This is a genomic window from Scandinavium sp. NPDC088450 (assembly GCF_044900545.1).
Classification (GTDB): Bacteria; Pseudomonadota; Gammaproteobacteria; order Enterobacterales; family Enterobacteriaceae; genus Scandinavium.
Window position 1 is genome coordinate 39,264 of the sequence record NZ_JBJDNI010000024.1, and the last position, 26,610, is coordinate 65,873.

Consider the following 26,610-nt stretch of genomic DNA (forward strand, 5'->3'; position numbering starts at 1 on the left):
GCGCGGGAGGAAGCGTGCGATTTCTGACAACGTTATTGGTATCTCTTGCGGTGCTTGTCACCGCAGGTTGTGGCTGGCACCTGCAGAGCTCCACGCAGGTTCCTGCCAACATGAAACAGATGATTTTCATCTCAAGCGATCCGAATGGCCCACTGAGCCGTTCTGTTCGTAACCAGATGCGCCTTAATGGGATCGAGATTGTGGATGGCAGTTCCATTCGCCAGGACATTCCGTCCCTGCGTCTGGGCGGTGCGAGCATCGGTAAAGACACCGCGTCGGTATTCCAGGACGGCAGAACGGCGGAATACCAGATGGTGATGACCGTGACGGCGAGCATTTTGATTCCAGGTCACGACATCTATCCAATCAGCACCAAGGTTTATCGTTCCTTCTTCGATAACCCGCAGAAGGCGCTGGCGAAAGATTCCGAGCAGGACATCATCATTCAGGAAATGTACGACAAAGCCGCTCAACAGCTGATTCGCAAGCTGCCAAGCGTGAAAGTGGCGGATACTGAAGCCACCAAAGAGGAAGAGCAGCCTGCGGCGGACACCCCCGCTGCACCGGCAACGACTCGCACCTCTACTACTCTGGGTAACTGATGATTCGGCTGTACCCAGAACAACTCCGCGCGCAGCTCTCTGAAGGGCTGCGCGCGGCGTATTTACTCCTCGGTAACGACCCTCTTCTGCTTCAGGAAAGCCAGGATGCCATTCGCACCGCTGCGATGGCTCAAGGTTTTGATGAACACCACACCGTCTCGATTGACGCCAGCACCGACTGGAATGCCCTGTTCGCGCTCAGCCAGGAAAGAAGCCTGTTTGCCAGCCGCCAAACGCTGATGCTACTGCTGCCTGAAAACGGCCCAAACGCCGCCATCAATGAACAACTTGCCGGATTGACGGGCATGCTGCACGACGATCTGCTGCTGATTGTTCGCGGAAACAAGCTGACTAAAGCACAGGAAAACGCCGCATGGTGCAGCGCGCTTTCAGAAAGAGCCGTGCAGGTTTCCTGCCAGACCCCAGAGCAAGCTCAGTTGCCACGCTGGTTGGCGGCTCGCGCGAAGCAACACAACCTGCAGCTCGACGAAGCGGCAAGCCAGTTGCTCTGCTACTGCTACGAAGGCAACTTGCTGGCTCTGGCTCAGGCACTGGAACGCCTTTCTCTGCTGTGGCCAGACGGAAAACTGACGCTGCCGCGCGTCGAACAGGCCGTAAATGATGCGGCGCACTTCACGCCTTTCCACTGGCTGGATGCGTTGCTGGCCGGCAAAAGCAAACGCGCTCTGCACATTCTTCAACAGCTTCGCCAGGAAGGGAGCGAGCCGGTTATCCTGCTTCGCACGTTGCAACGCGAGTTGTTACTGCTGGTCAATATGAAACGTCAGTCGGTGTCCACGCCACTGAGAACGCTGTTCGATAAACACCGTGTCTGGCAGAACCGCCGCCCGCTGTTTACTGAAGCACTGAATCGTCTGAGTGCTGAGCAACTTCGCCACGCCGTATCGCTGTTGACTCGCACAGAACTGACCCTCAAGCAGGATTACGGACAATCTGTGTGGGCCGAACTCGAAGGCCTGTCGCTGTTGCTGTGCCACAAAAACCTGCCTGACGTCTTTTTCGAAGGTTGATATGACTGCGTTAAAAGCCATTTATGGCGGCACTTTTGATCCGGTGCATTACGGACACCTCAAACCGGTTGAGATCCTCGCCAACCTGATTGGGTTGGCAAAAGTGGTGATCATGCCGAACAACGTGCCGCCGCATCGCCCCCAGCCAGAAGCGACCAGTGCCCAGCGCAAAGAAATGCTGCAGCTGGCGATTGCGGATAAACCGCTGTTTGAACTGGATGAGCGCGAACTCAAACGCGACACGCCCTCTTACACGTCTGAAACGCTGAAAGCCTGGCGGCAAGAAGCAGGCCCTGCTCAGCCGCTGGCGTTCATTATCGGCCAGGACTCGTTAATCAATTTTCCGACCTGGCACGACTATCAAAGTATTTTGGGTAATACGCATTTGCTGGTCTGCCGCCGCCCGGGTTACCCGATGGCGATGAAAGAAGAGCAGCATCAACACTGGCTGGATGCCCATCTGACGCACCGTGCTGATGATTTACATGACTCTCCGTCTGGCAAAATTTACCTGGCAGAAACGCCCTGGTTTGATATCTCCGCCACGCTAATCCGTGAGCGCCTGCAAAAAGGGGAATCGTGCGCGGAAATGTTGCCAGAAGCGGTTTTGGCCTATATTCACCAGCACGGTCTTTATCAGGCCGTTTCTGAAGCTGACTGAACGCAAACTCCGCGAAAAAACTCTTTTCATCCTTATCCTTCCCGCAGACCATTGACACACCCGGCAAGGCTGCTATTCTCCGCAGCCAGACTTGTCCCACCATACTGATTTACAGAAATTGTTTTACAAAAATGGCGATGCAATCGGTGTCATTGGATGGGATGATAGCCCGCCGGTGCCATCCGGCCGGAGACATTTGTCCCGACTTCGTCCTGGATTCAGGTATACTGACGGGCTGTTCATATTGTTAATCTTCACCTGACCAGGGGGAAAACTTGCAGGGTAAAGCACTCCAGGATTTTGTTATCGACAAAATCGACGATCTTAAAGGCCAGGACATCGTGGCTATCGATGTTCACGGTAAATCCAGTATCACCGACTGCATGATTATCTGCACCGGCACATCCACTCGTCATGTCATGTCCATCGCTGACCACGTTGTTCAGGAATCTCGCGCGGCGGGCATGCTGCCACTGGGCGTTGAAGGTGAAAACGTCGCCGATTGGGTTGTCGTCGATTTAGGTGATGTGATTGTTCACGTGATGCAGGAAGAGAGTCGTCGCCTGTATGAACTGGAAAAACTCTGGGGTTAATGCGTGAAGCTGCAGCTCATTGCCGTTGGAACCAAAATGCCTGACTGGGTACAAACCGGTTTCACGGAATACCTGCGCCGCTTCCCCAAAGATATGCCGTTTGAGCTGGTAGAAATTCCTGCCGGCAAACGGGGTAAGAATGCGGACATCAAGCGGATTCTGGATAAAGAAGGCGAACTGATGCTGGCTGCGGCTGGCAAAAATCGCATTGTCACGCTGGATATTCCGGGGAAACCCTGGGATACGCCGCAGCTTGCCGTTGAGCTTGAGCGCTGGAAGCAGGATGGCCGTGATGTCAGCCTGCTTATCGGTGGCCCGGAGGGGTTGTCCCCTGCCTGTAAAGCCGCCGCAGAACAAAGTTGGTCCCTCTCCGCGCTGACCCTCCCTCACCCGCTGGTGCGAGTGCTGGTGGCAGAGAGCCTGTATCGGGCGTGGAGCATTACCACCAACCACCCTTACCACCGCGAGTAATGATGACCAGAGTAGATTAAGCAGCGGATGAAATTACAGAATTCTTTTCGCGACTATACGGCTGAGTCCGCGCTCTTTGTGCGCCGGGCAGTAGTCGCCTTTACGGGTATTTTAATCCTCAGTGGCGTGCTGGTTGTTAATCTCTATAATCTGCAAATTGTTCGTTTTACTGACTATCAAACCCGCTCTAACGAAAACCGCATTAAGCTGGTCCCTATTCCGCCAAGTCGCGGCATCATCTATGACCGCAACGGCACACCGCTGGCGTTAAACCGCACGATTTACCAGCTTGAACTGATGCCTGAAAAGGTAGACAACCTCCAGCAGACGCTTAACGATCTGCGCAGTGTCGTCGACCTTACCGATGATGACATCGCCAATTTCAAAAAAGAGCGTGCCCGCTCGCACCGTTTCACGTCCATTCCGGTCAAGGTCAACCTGACTGAAGTTCAGGTCGCACGGTTTGCGGTCAATCAGTATCGTTTCCCGGGCGTGGAAGTGAAAGGCTATAAACGCCGCTACTATCCTTATGGTTCCGCGCTGACGCACGTCATTGGTTACGTCTCGAAAATTAACGATAAAGACGTCGACCGCCTCGATAAAGAAGGCAAGCTGGCAAACTATGCCGCGACGCACGATATCGGTAAGCTCGGCATCGAACGCTACTACGAAGACGTGCTGCACGGTCAAACCGGTTATGAAGAGGTTGAAGTTAACAACCGTGGCCGCGTGATCCGTCAGTTGAAGGAAGTGCCACCACAGGCTGGGCACGATATCTACCTGACGCTGGACCTGCAGCTTCAGCAGTACATCGAGACACTATTGGCAGGCAGTCGTGCCGCCGTGGTGGTCACCGATCCGCGTTCCGGTGGCATTCTGGCGCTGGTGTCGATGCCAAGCTACGATCCAAATCTCTTCGTGGATGGTATCTCCAGTAAAGATTATTCCGGTTTGCTGAACGACCCGAATACGCCTCTGGTTAACCGAGCCACTCAAGGTGTTTACCCGCCAGCATCCACAGTGAAACCTTATGTTTCTGTCTCTGCACTGAGCGCAGGTGTGATTACCAAAAACACCGGGCTGTTTGACCCGGGCTGGTGGCAGTTACCGGGTTCCGACAAGCGCTATCGCGACTGGAAAAAATGGGGCCACGGCCACCTGAACGTCACCAAAGCGCTCGAGGAATCCGCCGATACCTTCTTCTATCAGGTCGCTTACGACATGGGTATCGACAGACTTTCCGAATGGATGGGCAAATTTGGCTACGGTCATTACACCGGCATCGACCTTTCTGAAGAGCGTTCCGGGAACATGCCAACCCGTGAATGGAAGCTGAAACGCTTTAAAAAGCCATGGTATCAGGGCGATACCATTCCCGTCGGGATTGGGCAAGGTTACTGGACAGCGACGCCCATTCAGATGAGCAAAGCGCTGATGATCCTGATTAACGACGGTGTGGTGAAAGTCCCTCATCTGTTAATGAGTACCACCGAGGAAGGTAAGCAAGTCCCGTGGGAACAACCGCATGAAGCACCAGTGGGTGATATTCACTCCGGCTTCTGGGAAATTGCCAAAGACGGGATGTACGGCGTAGCCAATCGTCCAAACGGCACGGCACATAAATACTTCGCAGGCGCGCCTTACAAGATTGCGGCTAAATCAGGTACTGCACAGGTCTTTGGTCTGAAAGCCAACGAAACCTATAACGCGCACCGCATTGCCGAACGTTTACGTGACCATAAATTAATGACGGCTTTCGCCCCTTATGACAGCCCGAAAGTGGCGGTTGCCATTATTCTGGAAAACGGCGGTGCAGGCCCAGCGGTCGGTACCATCATGCGCCAGATCCTTGACCATATTATGCTCGGTGATAACAACACCGTCCTGCCGGCAGAAAATCCGGCAGCCGCAGCCGCGGAGGACCAATAAACATGACGGATAATCCGAACAAAAAGTCATTCTGGGATAAGATCCATCTTGACCCCACCATGCTGCTCATCCTGCTGGCGCTGCTAACCTACAGTGCGCTGGTCATCTGGAGCGCCAGCGGCCAGGACATTGGCATGATGGAACGCAAAATCGGCCAGATTGCGATGGGCGTGGTGATCATGGTCGTCATGGCGCAGATCCCCCCTCGTGTGTACGAAGGCTGGGCACCCTGGCTCTATATCTTCTGTATTGTGCTGTTGGTCGCGGTAGATGCCTTCGGTGCCATTTCTAAAGGCGCACAGCGCTGGCTTGACCTGGGCGTGGTGCGCTTCCAGCCTTCTGAAATAGCCAAGATTGCCGTGCCGCTCATGGTGGCGCGCTTTATCAACCGTGATGTTTGCCCGCCAACGCTTAAAAACACCGCGATTGCCCTGGTGCTGATTTTCCTGCCAACGCTGTTGGTGGCGGCACAGCCAGACCTGGGTACCTCGATTCTTATCGCCCTTTCCGGCCTGTTTGTGCTGTTCCTTTCCGGGCTCAGCTGGCGTCTGATTGGCGTGGCCGTTGTACTGGTGGCCGCCTTCATACCGATACTCTGGTTCTTCCTGATGCACGATTATCAGCGCCAACGCGTGATGATGTTGCTCGATCCGGAAACCGATCCGCTGGGTGCGGGCTACCACATCATTCAGTCGAAAATTGCCATTGGTTCCGGCGGGTTGCGCGGCAAAGGCTGGCTGCACGGCACTCAGTCACAGCTCGAATTCTTACCCGAGCGCCATACTGACTTTATCTTTGCCGTTCTGGCTGAAGAACTGGGGTTGATAGGTTTCCTGGTTCTGCTCGCGCTGTACGTTTTACTCATTATGCGCGGGTTGTGGATAGCCGCGCAGGCACAAACCACCTTTGGCCGCGTCATGGCTGGCGGTTTAATGTTGATTTTATTCGTTTATGTCTTCGTAAATATTGGTATGGTAAGTGGGATTTTGCCGGTGGTAGGCGTTCCGCTCCCACTGGTGAGCTATGGGGGCTCCGCTCTCATCGTACTGATGGCCGGGTTTGGTATCGTGATGTCGATACATACCCACAGAAAAATGTTGTCGAAAAGCGTATAAGAGGTGCGCAATGATGCGTAAACAATGGCTTGGGATCTGTATCGCAGCGGGCTTACTGGCGGCGTGTTCGAGTGATGATGGCGTGCCACAGCAAACTGTCAGCGCACCGAAGCCGGCGGTCTGTAATGGCCCGGTGGTCGAAATCAGCGGTGCCGAGCCTCGCTACGAGCCTCAAAATCCTTCGGTCAATCAGGACTATCAGCGCGACGGCAAGAATTACAAAATCGTCCAGGACCCGTCGAACTTCAGTCAGGCTGGTCTTGCCGCCATTTATGATGCCGAACCAGGCAGCAACCTGACGGCTTCTGGTGAGCCTTTTGATCCGATGCAACTCACTGCCGCTCACCCGACGCTGCCTGTGCCAAGCTACGCACGTATTACCAACCTCGCGAACGGCCGCATGCTGATTGTGCGTATTAACGATCGCGGCCCTTATGGCAACGATCGCGTGATTTCACTTTCCCGCGCCGCAGCCGATCGTCTGAATACGTCCAATAACACCAAAGTCCGTATTGACCCAATTATTGTGGCCCAGGACGGCACATTGTCCGGGCCAGGTACGGCTTGTACCACTATCGCGAAGCAGACTTATGCCCTTCCCTCTCGCCCGGATCTGAGCGGCGGCATGGGCAGCGTTTCTTCTGCGCCTGAACCACAGTCTGGTCAGGGCGATGTTCGCGCAATCAGTAACGATACGCTGAAGCCGGAAGATGCCACCGGCGCACCGGTGAACAGCAGCGGCTTCCTTGGTGCACCGACAACGCTGAACAGCGGTGTACTGGAAGGTAGCGAACCGGCACCTCAGCCAGCCGCGCAACCTGCTGCTCAACAGCCTGTTGCCACACAAAACACGCCAGTGACTGCGCCGGGTTCTGTTCAGGGTAGCGTTGCTCCAAGCGCTGCGCCTGTTGCAGCCACTGCGACAACCGCCAGCGGCAGTTATGTGGTTCAGGTGGGTGCAGTGAGCGATCAGGCTCGTGCTCAGCAATATCAACAGCGCCTCAGCCAGCAGTTTGCTGTACCGGGTCGGGTGACGCAAAACGGTGCGGTCTGGCGTATTCAGTTAGGGCCGTTTAACAGCAAAGCGGATGCCAGTACTCTGCAACAACGTTTGCAAAGCGAAGCGCAGCTGCAGTCATTTATTACACACGCCAACTAAAGGCAGATAAGCATCCTGGCGCGCTGAGTATGTAAAAATCATTAACAAAGTCGCGCGCAATGCAGGATGCCTGACCTTATAGCAAATGCTATAGTTAGGCACTTTTTTTCACTCCATCACGGATGTCGTTGTTCTGACCATGAAGACCTCTTTCTCTGCTCGTTTACTTATCACGGCGCTGTCCGTTGCGGCACTGACCACAGCCGCCCACGCTGATGACCTGAACATCAAAACCATGATCCCTGGCGTTCCGCAGATTGACGCGGAATCCTACATTCTGATCGACTACAACTCAGGTAAAGTCCTGGCAGAGCAGAACGCTGACTCCCGCCGTGACCCGGCCAGTCTGACCAAAATGATGACCAGCTATGTCATCGGTCAGGCGATGAAAGCAGGCAAGTTCAAAGAGTCTGATCTCGTCACCGTCGGCACCGACGCCTGGGCAACTGGCAACCCGGTATTCAAAGGTTCATCTCTGATGTTCCTGAAACCCGGCATGCAGGTTCCCGTTTCACAGCTGATTCGCGGTATCAACCTGCAATCCGGTAACGATGCTTGTGTGGCCATGGCCGACTATGTTGCGGGCAGCCAGGACGCTTTCGTGGGTCTGATGAACAGCTACGTCACCGCACTGGGCCTGCAGAACACCCATTTCCAGACGGTACACGGTCTTGATGCTGATGGTCAGTACAGCTCCGCTCGCGATATGGCGCTGATTGGTCAGGCGCTGATCCGCGATGTGCCGAACGAATACACCATCTACAAAGAAAAAGAGTTTACCTTCAACGGTATCCGTCAGATGAACCGTAACGGTCTGCTGTGGGACAACAGCCTGAACGTTGACGGCATCAAAACCGGCCATACTGATAAAGCGGGTTACAACCTCGTAGCCTCCGCAACTGAAGGCCAGATGCGTCTGGTGTCCGCCGTCATGGGTGGCCGCACCTACAAGGGCCGTGAAACCGAAAGTAAAAAACTGCTGACCTGGGGCTTCCGCTTCTTCGAAACCGTCAACCCAATCAAAGCCGGTAAAGAGTTTGCCTCTGAGCCAGCCTGGTTCGGTGACACCGACCGCGCTTCACTGGGTGTGGATAAAGATGTTTATCTGACTATCCCACGCGGTCGCATGAAAGATCTGAAAGCGAGCTACGTTCTGAACAATGCTGAGTTGCACGCTCCGCTGCAGAAAAACCAGGTGGTTGGTACGATCAACTTCCAGCTCGATGGCAAAACCATTGAACAGCGCCCACTGGTTGTCCTGCAGGAAATCCCTGAAGGCAACTTCTTCGGCAAGATGATTGATTACATTAAATTAATGTTCCACCACTGGTTTGGTTAAAAATTACACACTTGAAAGTGTGATTTCCATCCCCATATACTAAGCATCATGATAACGACTCCCGTGGCACGCCGCGGGAGTCGTCTTTTTAAACCACCGGAGCTGACATGAAAACCAAACTTAACGAACTGCTTGAATTCCCTACTTCATTTACCTACAAGGTGATGGGTTTGGCGAAGCCTGAGCTGGTTGATCAGGTGGTGGAAGTGGTCCAGCGCCACGCGCCAGGTGATTACTCCCCGCAAGTAAAACCAAGCAGCAAAGGCAACTACCACTCAGTCTCCATCACCATTACCGCCACTCACATTGAGCAGGTCGAAACGTTGTACGAAGAGTTAGGCAATATCGAAATCGTACGTATGGTGCTGTGATCCCGCTGCCCGGCGCTCGCCGGGCAACACCGTTTCTGCTCTGTGATATACTCCCCGCTTATGTTTTCCCGTTCCGCGGAGTTCCCGTTTTGAGTCTGAATACCCTGCTGGTTCGTCAGCTTGGCGTCCAACCTTATGAGCCTGTTTCTCAGGCAATGCATGACTTTACCGATAACCGTGATGAATCAACGCCCGATGAAATCTGGCTGGTTGAGCACGAACCTGTCTTCACGCAAGGGCAGGCGGGCAAAGCGGAACACGTGCTGGTGCCGGGTGATATTCCGGTCATTCAGAGCGACCGTGGCGGCCAGGTGACCTACCATGGGCCAGGCCAGCAAGTCATGTACGTGCTGCTCAACCTGAAACGCCGCAAACTCGGTGTTCGCGAACTGGTCACGTTACTGGAACAAACCGTCGTGAATACGCTGGCCGAATTTGGGATCGATTCACATCCACGCGCAGATGCGCCTGGCGTTTATGTCGGGGAAAAGAAAATTTGCTCACTGGGGTTACGCATCCGTAAAGGCTGCTCGTTTCATGGTCTCGCGCTGAATGTGGCGATGGACTTATCCCCCTTCCTGCGTATTAACCCTTGTGGCTATGCGGGGATGGAAATGACGCAAATGCAGCATTGGGTTACAGAGGCTAAAACGGTAAATATTGCCCCGGTGCTGGTCAGGCATTTTTTAGCACTGCTAAACAATCCACCCCATGAATATATTACAGCTTAATATATTATACAGCAGGACCTGATATTTTGTCGGGTCCCCCCCCTTTTGCCTCGTTTTCCTTTACATTAATCACAACTTTCTATATTTTTTCTCCGCCCGTCTAAGAAGTTACTATGACGTGTACAAAATTTTACGTTAACACGCCACAAAAAAACGAGGCGACTCCGCAGCTCAAGATATAACTCATTAATAATAGTGAAATAATCCTGTCTCCGCGATAAAGTTGCCTCTCAAAAGCATAATAACAATAAAAACATTTTCAACTATCATTCATATTGTGAATGAATACGGAGTACAAGTGTGGAATATAACGACCAGCCGGAAAGCCGAATAAATCCGCAAAGAGAGAATGATACGCCGCAAATCTTCAGGACCCTGCGAAATATCGACCTCAATTTATTGACGATTTTTGAGGCCGTATATGTCCATAAAGGCATCGTTAACGCTGCGAAAATTCTGAATCTCACTCCTTCAGCTATTAGCCAATCCATTCAGAAACTGCGCACCATATTTCCGGACCCGCTCTTCATCCGTAAAGGCCAGGGCGTCACGCCAACCGCCTATGCCACTCACCTGCACGAATACATCAGTCAGGGCCTGGAATCCATTCTCGGCGCACTCGATCTCACTGGCAGCTACGACAAGCAGCGCACAATTACGATTGGGACCTCTCCCAGCGTGGGTGCGGTGGTCATGCCAGCCATTTATCAGACGATTAAAGAGCAATTCCCGCAGTTGCTGTTGCGTAATATTCCCGTTACCGATGTTGGCCTGCAGTTGAGCCAGTTTCAGACTGACTTAATTATCGACAGCAATGTTCACGACACGAGAGCCTTAAGCCATCACGTGCTGTACAGCGATCGTATTGTCCTTGTTGCCCGTGAAGGTCATCCGGTGTTTAAAACACCGCAAACGCAGGCGTCCTTGAGCCAGTTTGAGTACACACTGCTGATGATGGAAGGCGCGGCACATACTGAGCTGCGTAAGCGCGTGCATGAGATGTTCCCTGAGCGTCAAATCAGCTTCAGCAGTTACAACCTTGTGACGATAGCGGCGCTGATTGGTAACAGCGATCTGGTCGGATTGATGCCTGCGCGCTTCTTTACGCTGTTCTCGCGTTGCTGGCCGTTGCAGGTTGTGGATTTTGCGCCATTGCGGGATGAAGTTGTCGATTTTTCACTGCATTACAACAAGCTCAGTCTGCGCGATCCGGTATTGCAAAGCGTGATTACCGCCATTCGCCAGGTATTTTAACTCGCCGTCGAACCCCGTTTTTCCGTGTTGATGCGAACGAAGCGCACAGAAAGCAACATCTGGTTTACAAATTGCCGGGCTGGCAGGCTGCTTATCACTCTTATTGATGGTATACTGCCAGCCATCAGATTCAAAAATAGTTGATAAATACAACATTCCCTTGAATTGAAACGCTTTCCTTCGTTACTCGCAACTGGAACACGCACGCTATGAGTAAACCCATTGTGATGGAACGCGGTGTTAAGTACCGCGATGCCGATAAAATGGCCCTTATCCCGGTTAAAAACGTGGCTACCGAGCGAGAAGCTCTGCTGAGAAAACCGGAATGGATGAAAATCAAACTTCCGGCTGACTCCACCCGTATTCAGGGTATTAAAGCCGCGATGCGCAAAAACGGCCTGCACTCCGTGTGCGAAGAGGCCTCCTGCCCTAACCTTGCCGAGTGTTTTAACCACGGCACGGCAACCTTTATGATCCTGGGCGCTATCTGTACTCGTCGCTGTCCGTTCTGCGACGTGGCACACGGCCGTCCGGTTGCACCCGATGCCAATGAGCCGCAGAAACTGGCTCAGACTATCGCTGACATGGCCCTGCGCTATGTGGTTATCACTTCGGTTGACCGCGATGACCTTCGTGACGGCGGCGCTCAGCACTTTGCTGACTGTATTTCTGCCATTCGCGAAAAGAGCCCAAGCATTAAAATCGAAACGCTGGTGCCTGACTTCCGTGGCCGTATGGATCGCGCGCTGGAGATCCTCACCGCGACGCCGCCAGACGTGTTTAACCACAACCTGGAAAACGTGCCGCGTATCTACCGTCAGGTTCGTCCAGGTGCCGACTATAACTGGTCTCTGAAGCTGCTTGAGCGCTTCAAAGAAGCGCACCCGGATATCCCAACGAAGTCTGGCCTGATGGTCGGTCTGGGCGAAACCAATGCTGAAATCATTGAAGTCATGCGCGACCTGCGCCGCCACGGCGTGACCATGCTGACGCTGGGCCAGTACCTGCAGCCAAGCCGTCATCACCTGCCGGTGCAGCGTTATGTTAGCCCTGATGAGTTTGAAGAGATGAAAGAGGAAGCACTGGCGATGGGCTTTACCCATGCGGCGTGCGGCCCGTTCGTTCGTTCTTCCTACCACGCCGATTTGCAGGCGAAAGGGATGGAAGTCAAATAACGACTTCATGCTTTAAAAAAGGCCGTCGCGGCAGCGTGACGGCCTTTTTATTTTAGTGCACCATAACAACTCCCGAGCACCATTCAGGTGCACGAATAATCACCCTGAAACTTTTGGTTCACCCCGTTTACTCCCCTTCCTGTCAGGCAGCCTGCACGATTTCACCGGTTTCACATCGACAACTCAATTCTGGATCGTTTCATGCATTGCTTCAGCTATTCCGCACTGAAGGAGCACAACAATGTCTGCAAATGATTCTGGCGATCTGCTTTACGGTCTTGAAGAAAAACCTGCCCCACTTCCGGCTTTCTTGACGGCGCTTCAACACGTACTGGCAAGTCTGGTGGGCATCATCACGCCACCGCTCATTGTCGGCTCCGTGCTGGGCCTGAACGCTTACTTACCCTGGCTTATTAGCATGTCGTTGATTGTCTCGGGTGTCGGCACATTCCTCCAGGCACGCCGCTTCTATGGCATCGGTGCCGGGATGATTTGTTTGCAAGGTACCAGCTTTGCTTTTTTGAGTGTCATTCTGGCGGCGGGATTTAGCGTCAAAAGCAAAGGCGGCGGGCCCGAGCAAATCATGGCGATGATCTTCGGCCTGACGCTGGTTGCCGCCTTTATTCCCGTGGTCGTCAGTCGCTTTTTAGGCCAGTTGCGCCGCGTCATTACGCCACTGGTCAGCGGTACCGTCGTCTGCCTGATTGGCATCAGCCTGATAAAAGTCAGTATCACGGACTGGGGCGGCGGTCACAACGTGAAGGATTTCGGCGCTCCCGGCAATCTGCTATTAGGCCTGTTGACGCTGGGCACGATTGTGCTGTTTAGCCGCGCTCGCAATCGCTGGCTGCGTCTGGGCGCGGTGATCCTCGGGATTGCCATCGGGTGTCTCGCGGCAGCCCTCAGCGGAAAGCTGAGCTGGCAGCCGTTCAATCAGCCGTGGATTGCCGTCCCGCAGCCTTTCCGCTTTGGCTTTGATTTCGATTACACCCTCTTTCTGCCGCTGGCCCTGATTTCGCTCATCAGCATTCTGGAGGCGGTTGGCGATCTCACCGCAAACTGTTTGCTATCGCGCCAGCCCATTGAAGGGAATAGCTATGTCACGCGCCTGAAAGGCGGCATTCTTGCGGATGGCGTCAGCTGTATTCTGGCGGCCGTTTTCTCTGCCTTGCCGAGCACCACGTTTGCACAGAATAACGGCGTGATTCAGATGACCGGCGTGGCCAGTCGTCACGTTGGCGTCTGGATTGGCGCTTTGCTGGCCGTATTGGGGCTATTTCCCCTCTTTGGCGCTGTGGTGCAGCAGATCCCGGCCCCCGTTTTGGGCGGCGCGACGCTGGTGATGTTTGGCAGTGTACTGGCCGCAGGTATTCGAATCATGACTCAATCACCGCTCACACGCCGCGATATGCTGATTATCGCGGTGTCATTCGGCATCGGCCTGGGTGTGGAAGCCGAACCTGAATTTTTAAGCCATTTACCGGCCGTCTGCAAAAGTCTGTTTGGGTCAGCCATCACCAGCGGTGGGCTGATGGCCATGCTGCTCAATCTGATTTTGCCGGATGAACGTGCCGACAAGGCGATGGCAACAGGTGCCGTTATAGAGAAGTAATCCGCGCCCTGCGCGCCCCTGGATCAGCAGACAGGGCATAACTGAGCTGACTCACTCATTTACCTACAAGAGGAGTTAGCGATGTGCGCTAGCCGTATCTGGATCAAAAACCCGCAGGCGATTTTCACCCCGGACGACATCGATGCCCGGGGTGGCATTGTCATTGAAGATGGCAAAATCAGTGCCGTCCTCTCATCAGGTGAAACGCCTGACAAACCCTGCGATAGCATCTTTGACGCCCGTGAACATGTGGTTCTGCCGGGTCTGATTAATACCCATCATCACTTCTACCAGACGCTGACACGCGCCTGGGCACCGGTCGTCAACGAACCCTTGTTCCCCTGGTTGAAAACGCTCTATCCCGTCTGGGCCAAACTCACCCCCGATGCGCTGCATCTGGCAAGCCAGGTTGCCATGGCAGAGCTGTTGTTGTCCGGTTGTACCACCACCAGTGACCACCACTATCTTTTCCCTCAGGGCATGGAGAACGCGATTGATATCCAGGTCGACGTGGTGAACGGGCTGGGGATGCGGGCCATGCTGACTCGCGGCTCGATGAGTCTGGGCGAAAATGAGGGCGGGTTGCCTCCTCAACACACGGTGCAATCAGGTGAAGTCATTCTGGAAGACAGTCTGCGTTTGATCCGTCGCTATCACCAGCGCGGTGAAGGCGCACGGATTCAGATAGCCCTTGCGCCCTGCTCACCTTTTTCCGTTACCGAAGAAATCATGCAAGAGAGCGCGAGACTCGCCGAAACGGAAGAGGTTCGGTTGCATACCCATTTAGCCGAAACCCTCGATGAAGAGGCCTTTTGCTTACAACGCTTTGGCCTGCGTACCGTCGACTATCTGGAGAAAGTCGGCTGGCTCAGCGAGCGCACCTGGCTGGCGCACGGCATCCATTTTAACGACGATGAAATTCGGCGGTTGGGGAAAGCCCGCGTCGGCATCTGTCACTGCCCTGTTTCCAATATGCGCCTGGCTTCAGGAATATGCCCCACACTGGAGCTCGAAGCGGCAGGCGCTGTTATTGGGCTTGGCGTTGACGGCTCAGCGTCAAACGATGCCTCCAGCCTGATGTTTGAAACCCGCCAGGCACTTTACCTGCAACGCCTGCGCTATGGTGCAAAACAGATAACGCCACAGAAAGTGCTTCGCTGGGCGACGCAAGGGTCTGCTCAGATTTTGGGTCGTCACGATCTCGGTGAAATCCGTCCGGGTAAACAGGCAGATATCGCCCTGTTTCGTCTGGATGAATTACGCTTCAGCGGCAGCCACGATCCCTTGTCGGCATTGATTCTTTGCGGCGCAGAACGTGCTGACAGAGTCATGGTTGGAGGAGAATGGCGGGTCGTCGATGGCGAAATTAACGGGCTGGACACGCAAGCGCTGATTGCCCGGCATCGGCAAGCGGCGAAACAGTTGGTTGCAACTTTCTGACAGACAAAAACACAAGAGGCCGCAACGGGGTGTGTTGTGGCCTCTCTGAATCACTCTACGGCGATAGAAAAACGACGGGCTGGCTTGATGCCACTGGTCGTTTTGAAACGCGCCTTACTCTTTATGAGAGAGCTTTTCCGCTGGAACGTCGTCTTCAGCGCTCTTTTTCGCCGTGGTGTCGTCGTCGTTCATGGCTTTCTTAAAGCCTTTGATCGCTGACCCCAGGTCACCGCCGAGGGTACGCAGTTTCTTGGTACCGAACACCAGCACGATCAGTGCGGCAACCACCAGCAGCTTGGTAATACTAATCTCACCCATAGATACCTTCTTCATTAAAACAGGCTACAAAACGCGCCATCAAAACCGTAGCTAATTAACGGTCATTTCGCGACGGCACACAATAGCAATCTGTAACAAGGTGAATCAAGCATTGATTAAAAAAACATCACATAATTTGCGGTGGCGCAAAGCGACGGTTGTTTAACACCGGCAATTGCGAGCGAATTTCCTGTAATGAGTCCTTGCTGATCTCAGCATAGATAATCTGCGGTGAGCTTCCAGCGCCCGCAAGCGTCACGCCCAACGGATCAATGATTTTGCTTTGACCGATGTTTTTATTGCCACATTCGCCTGCTGCGACAAAGTAGCAAGTGGTATCCAGCGCTCTGGCCGTCAGCAAGGAGGCCCAATGATGCTCTTTTAACGGCCCGCGAACCCAGGCTGTTGGCAGCACAATGACCTCTGCACCGTTCAATGCCAGCGCCAGTGCAAGCTCAGGGAAGCGCAAATCGTAGCAGGTCATCAGCCCGACTCGCATCCCGCCAACGTCAATCAACGCGGGCAACGTGGAACCCGCATCGACGCGTTTTGACTCCTGCACGCTGAATGCGTCGTAAAGATGCAACTTCTGATATTGCGCCACTATTTCGCCGCGCCTGAGCGCCACCAGCGTATTCGCCGCTCTGCCTTCGCTCGTGGGAACGTGAATCGTCAGGATGGTGGTTAAGTCGTTACGGCGGCTCTCCTCAAGCAATAGCCGCAGGAAGCCACCACTAAGCGGCTGAGCCGATTTAACCGACATATCCGGGTCATTATCATCACGAGCCAGTAACGCCTCAGGAAGCACCAGCAGAGCCGCAGCATTGGCAGCAGCCTGTTGCATCAAGCTCACGCAAGTTTGGGCATTCGTCTCCCAGTCAGGGGTGACGGCAAATTGTCCTGCAGCAACGCGCATAGGCTCTCCTGTTGTTTATAACCATAGCCTTCAGCTATGTCCGGCGCTAAGATATTTCTTTCACTATTCAAATAGCAGGAATTGGCAGTGTTACAACTACTTTTGGCCGTTTTTATTGGTGGGGGAACCGGCAGCGTGGCTCGCTGGATGTTGGGGATGCGGTTTAACCCTCTGCATCATGCCATTCCCGTGGGAACGCTAACTGCAAACTTACTGGGTGCGTTTGTCATTGGTGCCGGGCTTGCGTGGTTTAATCGTATGACGCACATCGACCCAATGTGGAAGCTGCTGATCACGACAGGTTTTTGTGGTGGGCTAACGACGTTTTCGACCTTTTCGGCAGAAGTGGTGTTTTTACTTCAGGATGGGCGATTTGGCTGGGCGCTGCTGAACGTGGCCGTCAACATGCTGGGATCGTTCGCCATGACGGCGATGGCCTTCTGGATTTTTTCCGCTGCGCGCTGAATTCAGGACAAAAAAAACCCGCCTTAAGCGGGTTTTGTACTCTACTGTCGAAATGCTTAGATAGGCATTACGTTTGCAGCAGATGGGCCTTTGGCACCGTTAGTGATTTCGAACTCTACACGCTGACCTTCAGCCAGAGTTTTGAAACCGTTGGACTGGATTGCAGAGAAGTGTACGAATACATCTTTGCTGCCATCTTCCGGAGTAATGAAACCAAAGCCTTTGGACTCATTAAACCACTTAACGTTACCTTTAATCTTAGACATCAATATTACCTTTACATGAAAATGGACACAAATGCTGTGTCGGATAACAGTACAGCAATTGCGGGGCCTTTTGTCCAGCTTAACTTAACGAAAAAGTGATAAAAGTCTCTAATTTTTCGTTAAACCGGGAATTAGTCGTTGTTTTTCAACACGGCTCAGGCCCCACTACGCTGAGTACGTCATTTTGAGCGCTAAAACTGAAAGCGCATCCAGGCGAAGTATACGTTACCGTTGTTATAAGTGCCTGGAATATAAGTCATCTGGAACGTTGCCGGCCCGTAACCGATGGAAGCCAACGGCAACAAAACCGGGATGGGGATGTAATTCCAGTTATCACGCGCCGTGGCTCCGACGGTGTAACCCAACCCCAGATGGAACTTTTCGTCGCTTAGCGGCCGCCAGGTCTTCTCCCAGCCATAGCCACCGATCGGTTCCCATTTGTTGAAGGAATCTTTAAAAGCCATCAGATACAGGCCATGCCAGTTCCCTTTGTCATCCCAACGAGACTGACCAAAACCAGCGCCCCAAGGGCGTTCGTTGTACTTGTCCGTTTTCTCTTTGTCATACGCAAAACGCGCATGCCACGTAATAGCAGGCACGTAAAGATCGTAATGTTCAGGCGTATGCCAGGTTTCTGCGATGTTATCCCCAAGCGTTGAAAAAGCATCGCTCACCGTCGATGTAAAGCTTGCCTGCGCAGAAGACGCAAACAGCCATTGTGCTGAAAACACCCACACAAAGAGTAAAAATTTATTTAATTTTAACACGTTACCCTAACCACTTATTTGTTCTTACCTGAACAGAGTAACTATCGTAAAATTAATATAACCTTAACAAAAGCGGATTATTCCTTTTTTCAGATAATTCACAGCGCCGTTAAGACGCTGTTTATCATTATCAATAATCTGAATTTTAATTAATGCGTTTATGGTGCAGCATTTTATACAACGCGGGAATGACCAGCATGGATAACAGAGGCGCCGTCACCATGCCGCCAATCATCGGTGCCGCAATGCGGCTCATCACTTCAGAGCCAGTCCCACTTCCCCACATGATAGGCAACAACCCTGCCATTATCGTGGCTACCGTCATGACTTTTGGCCTGACACGTAACACCGCGCCTTCATGAATGGCACGCAGTAATTGGCTATTATCCAGTGAGCCTTGTGGTGACTTATATTTGTCAATAGCCGAATTCAGATAAAGCACCATAATAACGCCAAACTCTGCGGCCACTCCGGCTAACGCTATAAATCCGACCGCACTAGCGACAGATAAATTATATCCCAATAGCCACAGCAACCAGACGCCGCCAATCAGCGAAAAAGGCAATGTGCCCATAATCAATAACACGTCGGAAATACGTCTAAAGGTTAGCCACAGCAGCACGAAAATAATCATTAGCGTGACTGGAAGCACTAATTTCAGCTTCGCGGCAGCCCGCTCCAGATATTCAAACTGCCCAGACCACGACAGCGTAACCCCTTGCGGAAGCACGACTTTTTGCGCAACGCGCTGCTGCATATCCTCCACGGCTGATTTAAGATCCCGACCGCGTAAATCGACATAGATCCAGTTCGAAAGCCGCGCGTTCTCACTTTTGAGCATCGGTGGCCCGTCAACAATCTGCACATCAGCCACTTCCCCCAGGGTGATTTGTCCACCACCCGCGGTCAGCACTGGCAACTGCCGCAGTTTGTCGACGTTATCGCGCAGGTCGCGTGGATAGCGCACATTAATCGGATAATGCTCACGTCCTTCTATCGTTTGTCCTACATTTTCCCCGCCCACCAGCGTACTGACCAGAGACTGCAACTCAGTCACCGAGACACCGTAACGAGCGGCCTGCTGCCTGTTAATGACAATATCGACGTAACGCCCACCTGACAGGCGCTCCGCCAGGGCTGACGTCACGCCCGGCACATCCTTGACCACGTGTTCAATGTCCTGGGCGATCCGTTCGATATCCGCAAGATTATTGCCATTCACCTTGATCCCTATCGGGCTCTTAATGCCGGTTGCCAGCATATCCAGCCGATTGCGGATAGGTGGAACCCACACGTTCGCAATCCCCGGCACCTGTACAGTTTTATCCAGTTCTTCAATCAACTTAGCTGTGGTCATTCCAGGCCGCCATTGATCGCGCGGTTTGAAATGGATGGTCGTTTCCAGCATCGTCAGCGGGGCCGGGTCTGTCGCGCTGTCTGCCCTTCCCGCTTTGCCAAACACGCTTGCCACTTCAGGCACGGTTTTTATCAGCCTGTCCGTTTGCTGCAGCAGGCGGCTGGCTTCCCGCACCGAGATCCCCGGCAGCGTGGAAGGCATATACAACAAGTCACCTTCATCCAGCGGCGGCATGAATTCACTGCCCAATCGGCTAAGCGGCCACAGCGTTAACGCTAACAGGGCAACAGCCAACACCACCGTCGTCTTAGGCCGCGCCAACACTTTATCGAGCAGCGGTTCATAGGCCCGAATCAGCGCCCGGTTTATCGGGTTAGCCTGTTCATCCGGGATTTTGCCACGGATGAAATACCCCATTAGCACCGGCACCAGCGTAATGCCCAGCCCTGCGGCCATCGCCATCGCCCAGGTTTTGGTGAAGGCCAAAGGCGCAAACATTTTTCCTTCCTGAGCTTCCAGCGAAAACACAGGAATGAACGACAACGTGATGATTAGCAGACTGCAAAACAGCGCGGGGCCCACTTCAGTCGCCGCTTTCTCAGCAATCTGCCAATAATCAGTGCCAGAAGGTTGCTGTTCAGGATGCTCGTGCCGCCACTTCTCCAGCACCTTGTGCATGTTTTCAATCATCACGATCGCCGCATCCACCATCGCGCCGATGGCAATCGCAATCCCGCCAAGTGACATGATATTGGCGTTGATCCCCTGATAATGCATGACGATAAACGCCCCGAGCACGCCAAGCGGCAGGGAAACAATCGCCACCAGCGCCGAACGGAAGTGAAACAGAAACAGGGTGCAAACCAGCGCGACGACAATAAACTCTTCAATCAGTTTGTGCGTCAGCGTTTCAACCGCTTGTTCAATCAGGCCGGAGCGGTCATATACCGGTACAATCTCCACACCTTTCGGCAACGTTTTTTGCACCTCCGCAAGCTTCGCTTTGACGGCATGCAGAGTTTCCAGCGCATTCTTGCCGTACCGCATCACAATGATGCCGCCAGCTACTTCCCCTTCGCCATTAAGCTCAGCCACCCCACGGCGGATTTCTGGGCCAAGCTGCACTGTCGCCACATCGGATAACAGCACCGGAACGCCCTCACGGCTGGCGATCACTACCTGGCGAAAATCATCCAGCCCTTTCAGATAGCCAGTGGTGCGTACCATGTATTCAGCTTCGCCCATTTCAATCACGGCCCCCCCGCTTTCCTGATTTGCCGCTTTCAGCGCTGCCACCAGTTGCTGATGAGTCACGTTATACGCGCGGAGTTTGTCCGGATTGACCACTACCTGATACTGGCGAACCATACCGCCGACGCTGGCGACCTCCGACACATTGGGCACGGTTTTCAGCTCATATTTCAGCGTCCAGTCCTGAAGCGCCCGTAAATCGGCGAGGCTGTGCTTGCCTGTTTTATCCACCAGCGCATATTCATAAATCCAGCCAACGCCCGTGGCATCAGGCCCCAACTCGGCTTTAACCCCTTCGGGAAGCTGCGACTGAATCTGACTTAAATACTCCAGCACCCGCGAACGCGCCCAGTAGATGTCCGTTCCGTCTTCGAAAAGCACATACACATAAGCATCTCCGAACATCGAAAAACCGCGCACGGTCTTCGCACCTGGCACCGAAAGCATGGTGGTCGTCAGTGGCCAGGTCACCTGATCTTCAATCACCTGCGGAGCTTTGCCCGGATAACTGGCGCGAATGATGACCTGCACATCCGACAGATCAGGCAACGCATCCAGCGGGGCCCGCTGCACAGACCACCAGCCCCATATTGCCATCCCCAGAGCCGCCAGGATAATCAGCAGGCGGTTGCGTAAAGCACCACGAATCACGGCAGCTATCATTGTGCGCCCTCCGTCGGTTTCGTTGATTCAGGCAAGGCGCTGCGCAAGCTGGCTTCAGAATCAATCAGGAATTGCCCTGAGGTCACTACGCTGTCGCCTGCTTTCAGGCCGCTTCGGATTTCTGTCCAGCCGTCGGCAGACAGACCTGGCGTGACGTCTGCTGAACGGAAATGCCCGTCACCGGTTGAGAGAATCACCCGATTGCCGTTACCGGTAGCAATCAGCGCTTCCTCAGGGATCGCCAGTACAGGTGCCGCTTGCTGTGATTTAGCCAGCGCTACACGTACATACATGCCGGGTTTCAGTTTCTGCTGTGGGTTATCCAGCACGATGCGTGCTTTCAGGGTTCGGGTAGTGGTTTCCAGCTGCGGCAATACTTCACTCACGCGCCCGTTGAAGGTTTCACCGGGCCAGCTTTCTGCGAACGCACTCACTTCACTTCCCACGTTCAACACAGAAGCCTGGCTTTGCGGGTAGTCCACCACCAGCCAGACTGGGTCAAGCGTCGCCAGTTCAAACAACGGTGCCGTTGCCGTGACCTGAGCGCCTTCACGGGTATCAAGCTTCGCGACGTAGCCCGCGCTGTCTGCCCGCAACGTCAAGCGCGTCTGCGGCTTACCGCTTCGCTCCACCTGACGGATAATGTCGTCAGGCATAAATTGCAGCGCCAGCCTTTCGCGAGCAGCGCGAGTCAGAGCAGCATCACCCAACTGGCGTACCGCCAGATACTCTTGCTGCGCAGCAGTCCATGACGGAACCCACAGTTGCGCCAGCGGCTCCCCTGCTTTTACCCACTGCTGTGGCGCACGGACGAACAGCTTTTCAACCACGCCATTCGCCGGTGAGGGAACAGTTTGCAAGCTGCGCTCATCGGTACTGACCGTCGCCCACGCCTGGAATGGCGGCGTCAGGCTACGCAGTTGGGCTTGTTTCACCACCATCCCCAGATTCTGCTGTTGCTGCCCGCTGATGCTCACACCCCTTTGTGTCGGATTTTCATCTGCGTATTTGGGGACCAGTTGCATGTCCATAAACGGGGATTTTCCCGGCTTATCAAAACGCTGACCGGGCACCATCGGGTCGTACCAGTAAAGGACTTGCCGTTCAGGTTTCGCGCTTTCTGTGGGCATTTCATGACCCAGGGAGCCTGCGTAATACCCGCCAGCCGCGGCAAGCGTTGCCACAGCGAGGGCTGTCAGAATCAATGTCTTCACAGTGCTGTCTCCTGGGGGATCAGGTAACGAATCGCGGCCCAGTTACGGGCGACGGTTTTTTCGGCCTCGCTGGTCGCAAGCGTGGTGTCGAGCAAATCCCGACGAGCCGCTAACAACGCAGCAAGGTCGGATTGCCCGGAGCGATACTGCGCATTCAGCAGCCGGACTCGCTGCTGCTGCAACGGCAGCACTTCGTCACGCTGGCGCAACCAAAGGGTTTGCGCTGCCTGATATTCGGCGACCAATGTGCTGAGCTGCGCGGTGTGCGCCCGGGTCGTCAACGCCAGCTGATCGTTGGCCTGCATCGTGCGGGAGACATCGGCGGCATGATCTTTGTCCTGTCGTCTGGACTGAAACAGCGGCAAATCCACCGTGAACATCACGCCCGCCATATCGTCATAATCTTCCGAACGGTGAGCGTAATAGACCTCGACATCCACATCAGGAATGGCGGAGATAGCGGATTCAGAAGAACGTGCTTTGGCGGTAGTGGCCTCTTTCGCTGCGGCGATCACTTCAGGATGAAGCGCGATGCCCTCTTCAAGCGTTTTCTCATCCGCAGGCAGGCGCTGCCAGGCAGGGAGCTTGCCGGAAATCGCTGTGACGGATTCGCCTGTCAGTTGCAGCAATCGAGCCTGCGCCAGGCGTACATCCCGCTCGGCTAACGTGACCTTATCGCGCATCGCACTCAGGCTGATGCGCAGTGCCAGCACGCTATCCGGCGCAGAGGAACCCGCCGCCACACTGGCTTTGAGGACGCCAGGCTGATTTTCAGTTTCTTTGACCAGTGTGCGGGCTGCTTTTAGTGCTTGCTCTGAAAGCGCCAAATCCAGCCAGGCTTGTGCGGTATCACGTTGAAGATTGGCTAACAGCGTCATCGCTTTAGCATTCACACCTTGCGACTGCGCCTGCAAGGTTTGGGCTTTGCGATCGCGTTTTTCCTCGCTGACGTAGCGCTGCATAATGCCGACTTTCTGCATCGTCATGCCTTCGCGGGTAAACCGGCCGTCATTGCTTCCCTGAACGGGCACGTTTTCAATGCCGAATTTCAGTTTCGGATCGGGGAGCTCGCGGGCCGAATCGGCCATCGACTCCAGAGCTTTGGCTTCATTACGGCTGGCTGAAAGTTCAGCCGAATAGTTACGGGCAGCGGTCAGGGTCTGGTCGAGCGTCCACGCTTGCGCACTGGCAGAAGCGTGAAACAGCACGAGCAGCACCCCGCCGAGCCACTGGCTCAGCGTGTGTTTTTTCATGGTTATCCCCGGCTTAGTGGCGAACGGTCAGCGCGATAATTTCATAACGTCCATCAATCAGACTGACGTCAACATCTACCGGGTCGCCTACGTTCAGTTCCGGGAGAACAAGCGTTTTCGCCAAAGCGAATGGCATGGTCATCGGCGGCCATTGCAGCTCAGGCACGGCTTCATGAGAAAGCGTCAACGCATCAGGTGCGATAGCTTTCACGGTGCCTTTGACGTGCCAGGATTGCGCGACAGGCGCGGTGACAGAGGGAATATTTTCCGCAGCCTGAGCCGGGATAAAAATGAAGGCAGACAGCGCTATAACCAGCGCGTGAGGCAGTAAAAATTTCATGATGTTCTCCAGATAATCGTTAATAAGGTGAAAATTAAGCGAGTTATCAGGAGGTTTTATTCACGGAACCGGCAAAAACGGATCGTTGCCGGCGGCCCTGCTGCAGGAGGTTTCAGCGACCAGTCAGCGGTCATTCTCGCTTCACAGGGCGAGTCCACTAACGCCAGTGTGGTTGAGGCAGGAAGGGCAATCAGCGGTGGTTGTTCTAACGGCTTAGGCGCATCTTCCGGCACACAATGCTTTTCGCACAGCGGCGTCTTCATCTCGACTGGCTTCATGCTCTGGTGATCCAGATGCTGAAGCATCGCGCTGTCGCCCAACGGGCTCAGTTCACAGTGATGAGAAGCAATCGCCAGTTGGCTTTGCAGGATCAGCACGCAAAACGCCACCAGCAGCATCGTAAGATGCCGACGCAGGAAACGTAGTCGCCAGGTCCAGGAAGCGTTCATGAGCAATGCCGCAGAGAAAAAGTGGCCAGAGTATACGCAGCGTTAATTTCGATCGAAAAGCGCTTTTTAAACTCTTTACATTTCTGAGGGTTAGCATGAAAAACAGATGATATTTGTTAACTTATTTGTTTCATCTCAGCATCATTACGTTTAGCAATTATTCACCACGAAAATAGTTATAATGTGATAGCCGTGTTTATTTTGATTTTCAAAAGGGGTGTGGTGAGCGGTTTATTGATTTTCGTCAGTAAGCGTTGACCGTTTCTTCGGCACATTTCCACACTTCATATTTTACATTACCTTTCAGACAGATTTTTCTTTGGGCTGCAGGAACAGGAATCCATCATGCTAACGTTGTTTGAGCTCCTTATTGGGGTCGTCGTCATTGTGGGCGTCGCCCGCTACATCATCAAAGGGTATTCAGCCACGGGCGTGCTGTTCGTGGGCGGTCTGGCACTGCTGATTGCCAGCGCGGTTATGGGCCACAAAATCCTGCCAGCCAGCGCCAGTAGCACCGGCTACTCCGCCACGGACATCGTTGAATACATTAAAATTCTGCTGATGAGCCGCGGTGGCGACCTCGGCATGATGATCATGATGCTGTGTGGTTTTGCTGCCTACATGACCCACATCGGTGCCAACGACATGGTGGTGAAACTCGCCTCCAAACCGCTGCGTTTTATTAACTCCCCTTACTTGCTGATGATTGCGGCCTATTTCGTGGCCTGCCTGATGTCACTGGCGGTTTCTTCCGCCACCGGGCTGGGCGTCCTGCTGATGGCAACGCTGTTCCCGGTCATGGTGAACGTGGGGATTAGCCGCGGGGCCGCCGCCGCTATTTGTGCTTCTCCAGCAGCCATTATTTTATCGCCAACTTCCGGCGACGTGGTGCTGGCTGCGAAAGCCGCCGAAATGCCGCTGATCGACTTTGCGTTTAAAACGACGCTGCCGATTTCCATTGCAGCGATCGTCTGCATGGCGGTCGCGCACTTCTTCTGGCAACGTTATCTCGATAAAAAAGAGAACATTTCTCACGAGATGCTCGACGTCAGTGAAATCACCACCACCGCGCCTTCTTTCTACGCCATCCTGCCTTTCACCCCGATTATCGGCGTGCTGATTTTTGACGGCAAATGGGGCCCGGAACTGCACATCATCACCATTCTGGTTATCTGTATGCTGCTGGCGGCGATCCTCGAATTCTGTCGTGGTTTCAATACGCAGAAAGTCTTCTCGGGCCTGGAAGTGGCCTATCGCGGCATGGCTGATGCCTTCGCTGGCGTAGTGATGCTGCTGGTCGCCGCGGGTGTGTTCGCCCAGGGTTTAAGCACCATTGGCTTTATCGACAGCCTGATTTCCATCGCCACGTCGTTCGGCTCCGCAAGTATCATCCTGATGCTGGTTCTGGTGGTGCTGACAATGCTCGCGGCGATGACAACCGGTTCGGGTAACGCGCCGTTTTATGCGTTTGTCGAAATGATCCCGAAACTGGCGCACACCTCCGGCATTAACCCGGCGTACCTCTCCATTCCGATGCTGCAAGCGTCTAACCTCGGTCGTACCATTTCTCCGGTTTCCGGTGTGGTGGTTGCGGTGGCCGGGATGGCAAAAATCTCGCCTTTCGAAGTGGTGAAACGTACCTCAGTTCCGGTGCTGGTTGGGCTGATTGTCGTGATCATCGCCACGGAATTAATGGTGCCCGCAGGCGTGGTGCATTAATTTCGCGGAGTAACGAAAAGGCGCCTGAGGGCGCCTTTAAATTGCAGACAAAGAAGGAAAAAGCGTGGTTTTTCCTTCTTTGTGGTTAGCAGCCGAAAATCAATAAATTGATTTTCCTTGTTATTTATTGGGTGATATCTGCCCGTCTC

Annotated in this window: 26 protein-coding genes; 17 read left to right on the forward strand and 9 right to left on the reverse strand. The window is 53.8% G+C overall.

The genetic code is table 11. The features are described 5' to 3' along the window. The first annotated feature begins 14 nt into the window (after positions 1–14). The 15 genes from lptE to ACI2I2_RS18760 all read left to right on the forward strand — a co-directional run bounded on the left by lptE (position 15) and on the right by ACI2I2_RS18760 (position 15,483). Positions 15–602 (forward strand): LPS assembly lipoprotein LptE, encoded by a 588-nt coding sequence (lptE, locus tag ACI2I2_RS18690; RefSeq protein ID WP_404659241.1) that lies wholly within the window; start codon positions 15–17, stop codon positions 600–602. Continuing rightward, a complete protein-coding gene (gene holA, locus ACI2I2_RS18695) occupies positions 602–1,633 on the forward strand; it encodes a DNA polymerase III subunit delta (RefSeq protein ID WP_404659242.1) in 1,032 nt (343 codons plus the stop codon). Before lptE ends, holA begins: the two co-directional genes overlap by 1 nt. Position 1,634: 1 nt before the next feature. Next, the gene (gene nadD / locus ACI2I2_RS18700) at positions 1,635–2,294 is read left to right on the forward strand and encodes a nicotinate-nucleotide adenylyltransferase (protein WP_404659243.1); all 660 of its coding nucleotides are present in this window, start codon (positions 1,635–1,637) and stop codon (positions 2,292–2,294) included. A gap of 275 nt (positions 2,295–2,569) precedes the next feature. Then, complete coding sequence (gene rsfS, locus ACI2I2_RS18705) at positions 2,570–2,887, forward strand: ribosome silencing factor (protein WP_312624465.1); 318 nt, start codon at positions 2,570–2,572, stop codon at positions 2,885–2,887. 3 nt (positions 2,888–2,890) lie between these two features. Further along, positions 2,891–3,358 (forward strand): 23S rRNA (pseudouridine(1915)-N(3))-methyltransferase RlmH, encoded by a 468-nt coding sequence (gene rlmH / locus ACI2I2_RS18710; protein WP_404659244.1) that lies wholly within the window; start codon positions 2,891–2,893, stop codon positions 3,356–3,358. 27 nt (positions 3,359–3,385) lie between these two features. Then, complete coding sequence (gene mrdA / locus ACI2I2_RS18715; protein ID WP_404659245.1) at positions 3,386–5,287, forward strand: peptidoglycan DD-transpeptidase MrdA; 1,902 nt, start codon at positions 3,386–3,388, stop codon at positions 5,285–5,287. Positions 5,288–5,289: 2 nt separating this feature from the next. Then, on the forward strand, positions 5,290–6,402 hold the full coding sequence (gene mrdB, locus ACI2I2_RS18720) for a peptidoglycan glycosyltransferase MrdB (protein ID WP_404659246.1): 1,113 nt from the start codon (positions 5,290–5,292) through the stop codon (positions 6,400–6,402). 13 nt (positions 6,403–6,415) lie between these two features. Continuing rightward, on the forward strand, positions 6,416–7,561 hold the full coding sequence (gene rlpA / locus ACI2I2_RS18725; RefSeq protein WP_404659281.1) for an endolytic peptidoglycan transglycosylase RlpA: 1,146 nt from the start codon (positions 6,416–6,418) through the stop codon (positions 7,559–7,561). A 139-nt stretch (positions 7,562–7,700) separates the two neighbouring features. Next, a complete protein-coding gene (gene dacA / locus ACI2I2_RS18730; protein ID WP_404659247.1) occupies positions 7,701–8,900 on the forward strand; it encodes a D-alanyl-D-alanine carboxypeptidase DacA in 1,200 nt (399 codons plus the stop codon). Positions 8,901–9,007: 107 nt separating this feature from the next. After that, on the forward strand, positions 9,008–9,271 hold the full coding sequence (gene ybeD / locus ACI2I2_RS18735) for a DUF493 family protein YbeD (protein ID WP_013367141.1): 264 nt from the start codon (positions 9,008–9,010) through the stop codon (positions 9,269–9,271). 89 nt (positions 9,272–9,360) lie between these two features. Then, positions 9,361–10,002 (forward strand): lipoyl(octanoyl) transferase LipB, encoded by a 642-nt coding sequence (lipB, locus tag ACI2I2_RS18740; protein WP_404659248.1) that lies wholly within the window; start codon positions 9,361–9,363, stop codon positions 10,000–10,002. A gap of 300 nt (positions 10,003–10,302) precedes the next feature. Then, positions 10,303–11,256: a YbeF family transcriptional regulator gene (locus tag ACI2I2_RS18745; protein WP_404659249.1), complete on the forward strand. Its 954-nt coding sequence runs from the start codon at positions 10,303–10,305 to the stop codon at positions 11,254–11,256. Between the two features lie 209 nt (positions 11,257–11,465). Beyond that, a complete protein-coding gene (lipA, locus tag ACI2I2_RS18750) occupies positions 11,466–12,431 on the forward strand; it encodes a lipoyl synthase (protein ID WP_404659250.1) in 966 nt (321 codons plus the stop codon). Between the two features lie 241 nt (positions 12,432–12,672). Further along, positions 12,673–14,043: a nucleobase:cation symporter-2 family protein gene (locus ACI2I2_RS18755; protein ID WP_404659251.1), complete on the forward strand. Its 1,371-nt coding sequence runs from the start codon at positions 12,673–12,675 to the stop codon at positions 14,041–14,043. Positions 14,044–14,124: 81 nt separating this feature from the next. Beyond that, on the forward strand, positions 14,125–15,483 hold the full coding sequence (locus tag ACI2I2_RS18760; protein ID WP_404659252.1) for an 8-oxoguanine deaminase: 1,359 nt from the start codon (positions 14,125–14,127) through the stop codon (positions 15,481–15,483). Between the two features lie 114 nt (positions 15,484–15,597). Here ACI2I2_RS18760 and tatE read toward each other — a convergent pair whose 3' ends face one another. Together tatE and ACI2I2_RS18770 are read right to left on the reverse strand one after the other, a co-directional pair. Continuing rightward, positions 15,598–15,801 (reverse strand): twin-arginine translocase subunit TatE, encoded by a 204-nt coding sequence (gene tatE, locus ACI2I2_RS18765; RefSeq protein WP_330984499.1) that lies wholly within the window; start codon positions 15,799–15,801, stop codon positions 15,598–15,600. Positions 15,802–15,928: 127 nt separating this feature from the next. Then, complete coding sequence (locus ACI2I2_RS18770) at positions 15,929–16,717, reverse strand: deaminated glutathione amidase (protein WP_404659253.1); 789 nt, start codon at positions 16,715–16,717, stop codon at positions 15,929–15,931. An 87-nt stretch (positions 16,718–16,804) separates the two neighbouring features. On the opposite strand from ACI2I2_RS18770, the gene crcB reads away from it, so the two are divergent. Continuing rightward, positions 16,805–17,182 (forward strand): fluoride efflux transporter CrcB, encoded by a 378-nt coding sequence (gene crcB, locus ACI2I2_RS18775; protein ID WP_404659254.1) that lies wholly within the window; start codon positions 16,805–16,807, stop codon positions 17,180–17,182. Between the two features lie 56 nt (positions 17,183–17,238). Here the strand turns inward: crcB and cspE are convergent, their stop codons facing one another. The 7 genes from cspE to ACI2I2_RS18810 all read right to left on the reverse strand — a co-directional run bounded on the left by cspE (position 17,239) and on the right by ACI2I2_RS18810 (position 24,742). Next, complete coding sequence (gene cspE / locus ACI2I2_RS18780) at positions 17,239–17,448, reverse strand: transcription antiterminator/RNA stability regulator CspE (protein WP_004100146.1); 210 nt, start codon at positions 17,446–17,448, stop codon at positions 17,239–17,241. A 191-nt stretch (positions 17,449–17,639) separates the two neighbouring features. Beyond that, positions 17,640–18,215: a lipid IV(A) palmitoyltransferase PagP gene (gene pagP, locus ACI2I2_RS18785; RefSeq protein WP_404659255.1), complete on the reverse strand. Its 576-nt coding sequence runs from the start codon at positions 18,213–18,215 to the stop codon at positions 17,640–17,642. Between the two features lie 145 nt (positions 18,216–18,360). Continuing rightward, positions 18,361–21,486, reverse strand: a complete 3,126-nt coding sequence (locus tag ACI2I2_RS18790; protein ID WP_404659256.1) for an efflux RND transporter permease subunit — start codon at positions 21,484–21,486, stop codon at positions 18,361–18,363. Continuing rightward, the gene (locus tag ACI2I2_RS18795; RefSeq protein ID WP_404659257.1) at positions 21,483–22,700 is read right to left on the reverse strand and encodes an efflux RND transporter periplasmic adaptor subunit; all 1,218 of its coding nucleotides are present in this window, start codon (positions 22,698–22,700) and stop codon (positions 21,483–21,485) included. Before ACI2I2_RS18795 ends, ACI2I2_RS18790 begins: the two co-directional genes overlap by 4 nt. Next, positions 22,697–23,953 carry a TolC family protein gene (locus ACI2I2_RS18800; RefSeq protein WP_404659258.1) on the reverse strand — a complete coding sequence of 419 codons (1,257 nt, stop codon included), beginning with the start codon at positions 23,951–23,953 and terminating at the stop codon, positions 22,697–22,699. Before ACI2I2_RS18800 ends, ACI2I2_RS18795 begins: the two co-directional genes overlap by 4 nt. A 13-nt stretch (positions 23,954–23,966) precedes the next feature. Then, positions 23,967–24,293, reverse strand: a complete 327-nt coding sequence (locus tag ACI2I2_RS18805; protein WP_404659259.1) for a copper-binding protein — start codon at positions 24,291–24,293, stop codon at positions 23,967–23,969. A 56-nt stretch (positions 24,294–24,349) separates the two neighbouring features. Further along, positions 24,350–24,742, reverse strand: coding sequence for a DUF2946 domain-containing protein (locus ACI2I2_RS18810; protein ID WP_404659260.1), 393 nt, complete (start codon positions 24,740–24,742; stop codon positions 24,350–24,352). Positions 24,743–25,087: 345 nt separating this feature from the next. On the opposite strand from ACI2I2_RS18810, the gene dcuC reads away from it, so the two are divergent. Further along, the gene (gene dcuC, locus ACI2I2_RS18815) at positions 25,088–26,461 is read left to right on the forward strand and encodes an anaerobic C4-dicarboxylate transporter DcuC (RefSeq protein ID WP_404659261.1); all 1,374 of its coding nucleotides are present in this window, start codon (positions 25,088–25,090) and stop codon (positions 26,459–26,461) included. Positions 26,462–26,610 lie beyond the last annotated feature (149 nt).

Bases quoted from the DNA above. Each gene is read 5' to 3' on its own strand.
- holA (WP_404659242.1), top strand. From the start codon at position 602: ATGATTCGGCTGTACCCAGAACAACTCCGCGCGCAGCTCTCTGAAGGG.
- nadD (WP_404659243.1), top strand. From the start codon at position 1,635: ATGACTGCGTTAAAAGCCATTTATGGCGGCACTTTTGATCCGGTGCAT.
- mrdA (WP_404659245.1), top strand. From the start codon at position 3,386: ATGAAATTACAGAATTCTTTTCGCGACTATACGGCTGAGTCCGCGCTC.
- mrdB (WP_404659246.1), top strand. From the start codon at position 5,290: ATGACGGATAATCCGAACAAAAAGTCATTCTGGGATAAGATCCATCTT.
- rlpA (WP_404659281.1), top strand. From the start codon at position 6,416: ATGCGTAAACAATGGCTTGGGATCTGTATCGCAGCGGGCTTACTGGCG.
- dacA (WP_404659247.1), top strand. From the start codon at position 7,701: ATGAAGACCTCTTTCTCTGCTCGTTTACTTATCACGGCGCTGTCCGTT.
- ybeD (WP_013367141.1), top strand. From the start codon at position 9,008: ATGAAAACCAAACTTAACGAACTGCTTGAATTCCCTACTTCATTTACC.
- lipA (WP_404659250.1), top strand. From the start codon at position 11,466: ATGAGTAAACCCATTGTGATGGAACGCGGTGTTAAGTACCGCGATGCC.
- ACI2I2_RS18755 (WP_404659251.1), top strand. From the start codon at position 12,673: ATGTCTGCAAATGATTCTGGCGATCTGCTTTACGGTCTTGAAGAAAAA.
- ACI2I2_RS18760 (WP_404659252.1), top strand. From the start codon at position 14,125: ATGTGCGCTAGCCGTATCTGGATCAAAAACCCGCAGGCGATTTTCACC.
- tatE (WP_330984499.1), bottom strand. From the start codon at position 15,801: ATGGGTGAGATTAGTATTACCAAGCTGCTGGTGGTTGCCGCACTGATC.
- ACI2I2_RS18770 (WP_404659253.1), bottom strand. From the start codon at position 16,717: ATGCGCGTTGCTGCAGGACAATTTGCCGTCACCCCTGACTGGGAGACG.
- cspE (WP_004100146.1), bottom strand. From the start codon at position 17,448: ATGTCTAAGATTAAAGGTAACGTTAAGTGGTTTAATGAGTCCAAAGGC.
- ACI2I2_RS18790 (WP_404659256.1), bottom strand. From the start codon at position 21,486: ATGATAGCTGCCGTGATTCGTGGTGCTTTACGCAACCGCCTGCTGATT.
- ACI2I2_RS18800 (WP_404659258.1), bottom strand. From the start codon at position 23,953: ATGAAAAAACACACGCTGAGCCAGTGGCTCGGCGGGGTGCTGCTCGTG.
- ACI2I2_RS18805 (WP_404659259.1), bottom strand. From the start codon at position 24,293: ATGAAATTTTTACTGCCTCACGCGCTGGTTATAGCGCTGTCTGCCTTC.
- ACI2I2_RS18810 (WP_404659260.1), bottom strand. From the start codon at position 24,742: ATGAACGCTTCCTGGACCTGGCGACTACGTTTCCTGCGTCGGCATCTT.
- dcuC (WP_404659261.1), top strand. From the start codon at position 25,088: ATGCTAACGTTGTTTGAGCTCCTTATTGGGGTCGTCGTCATTGTGGGC.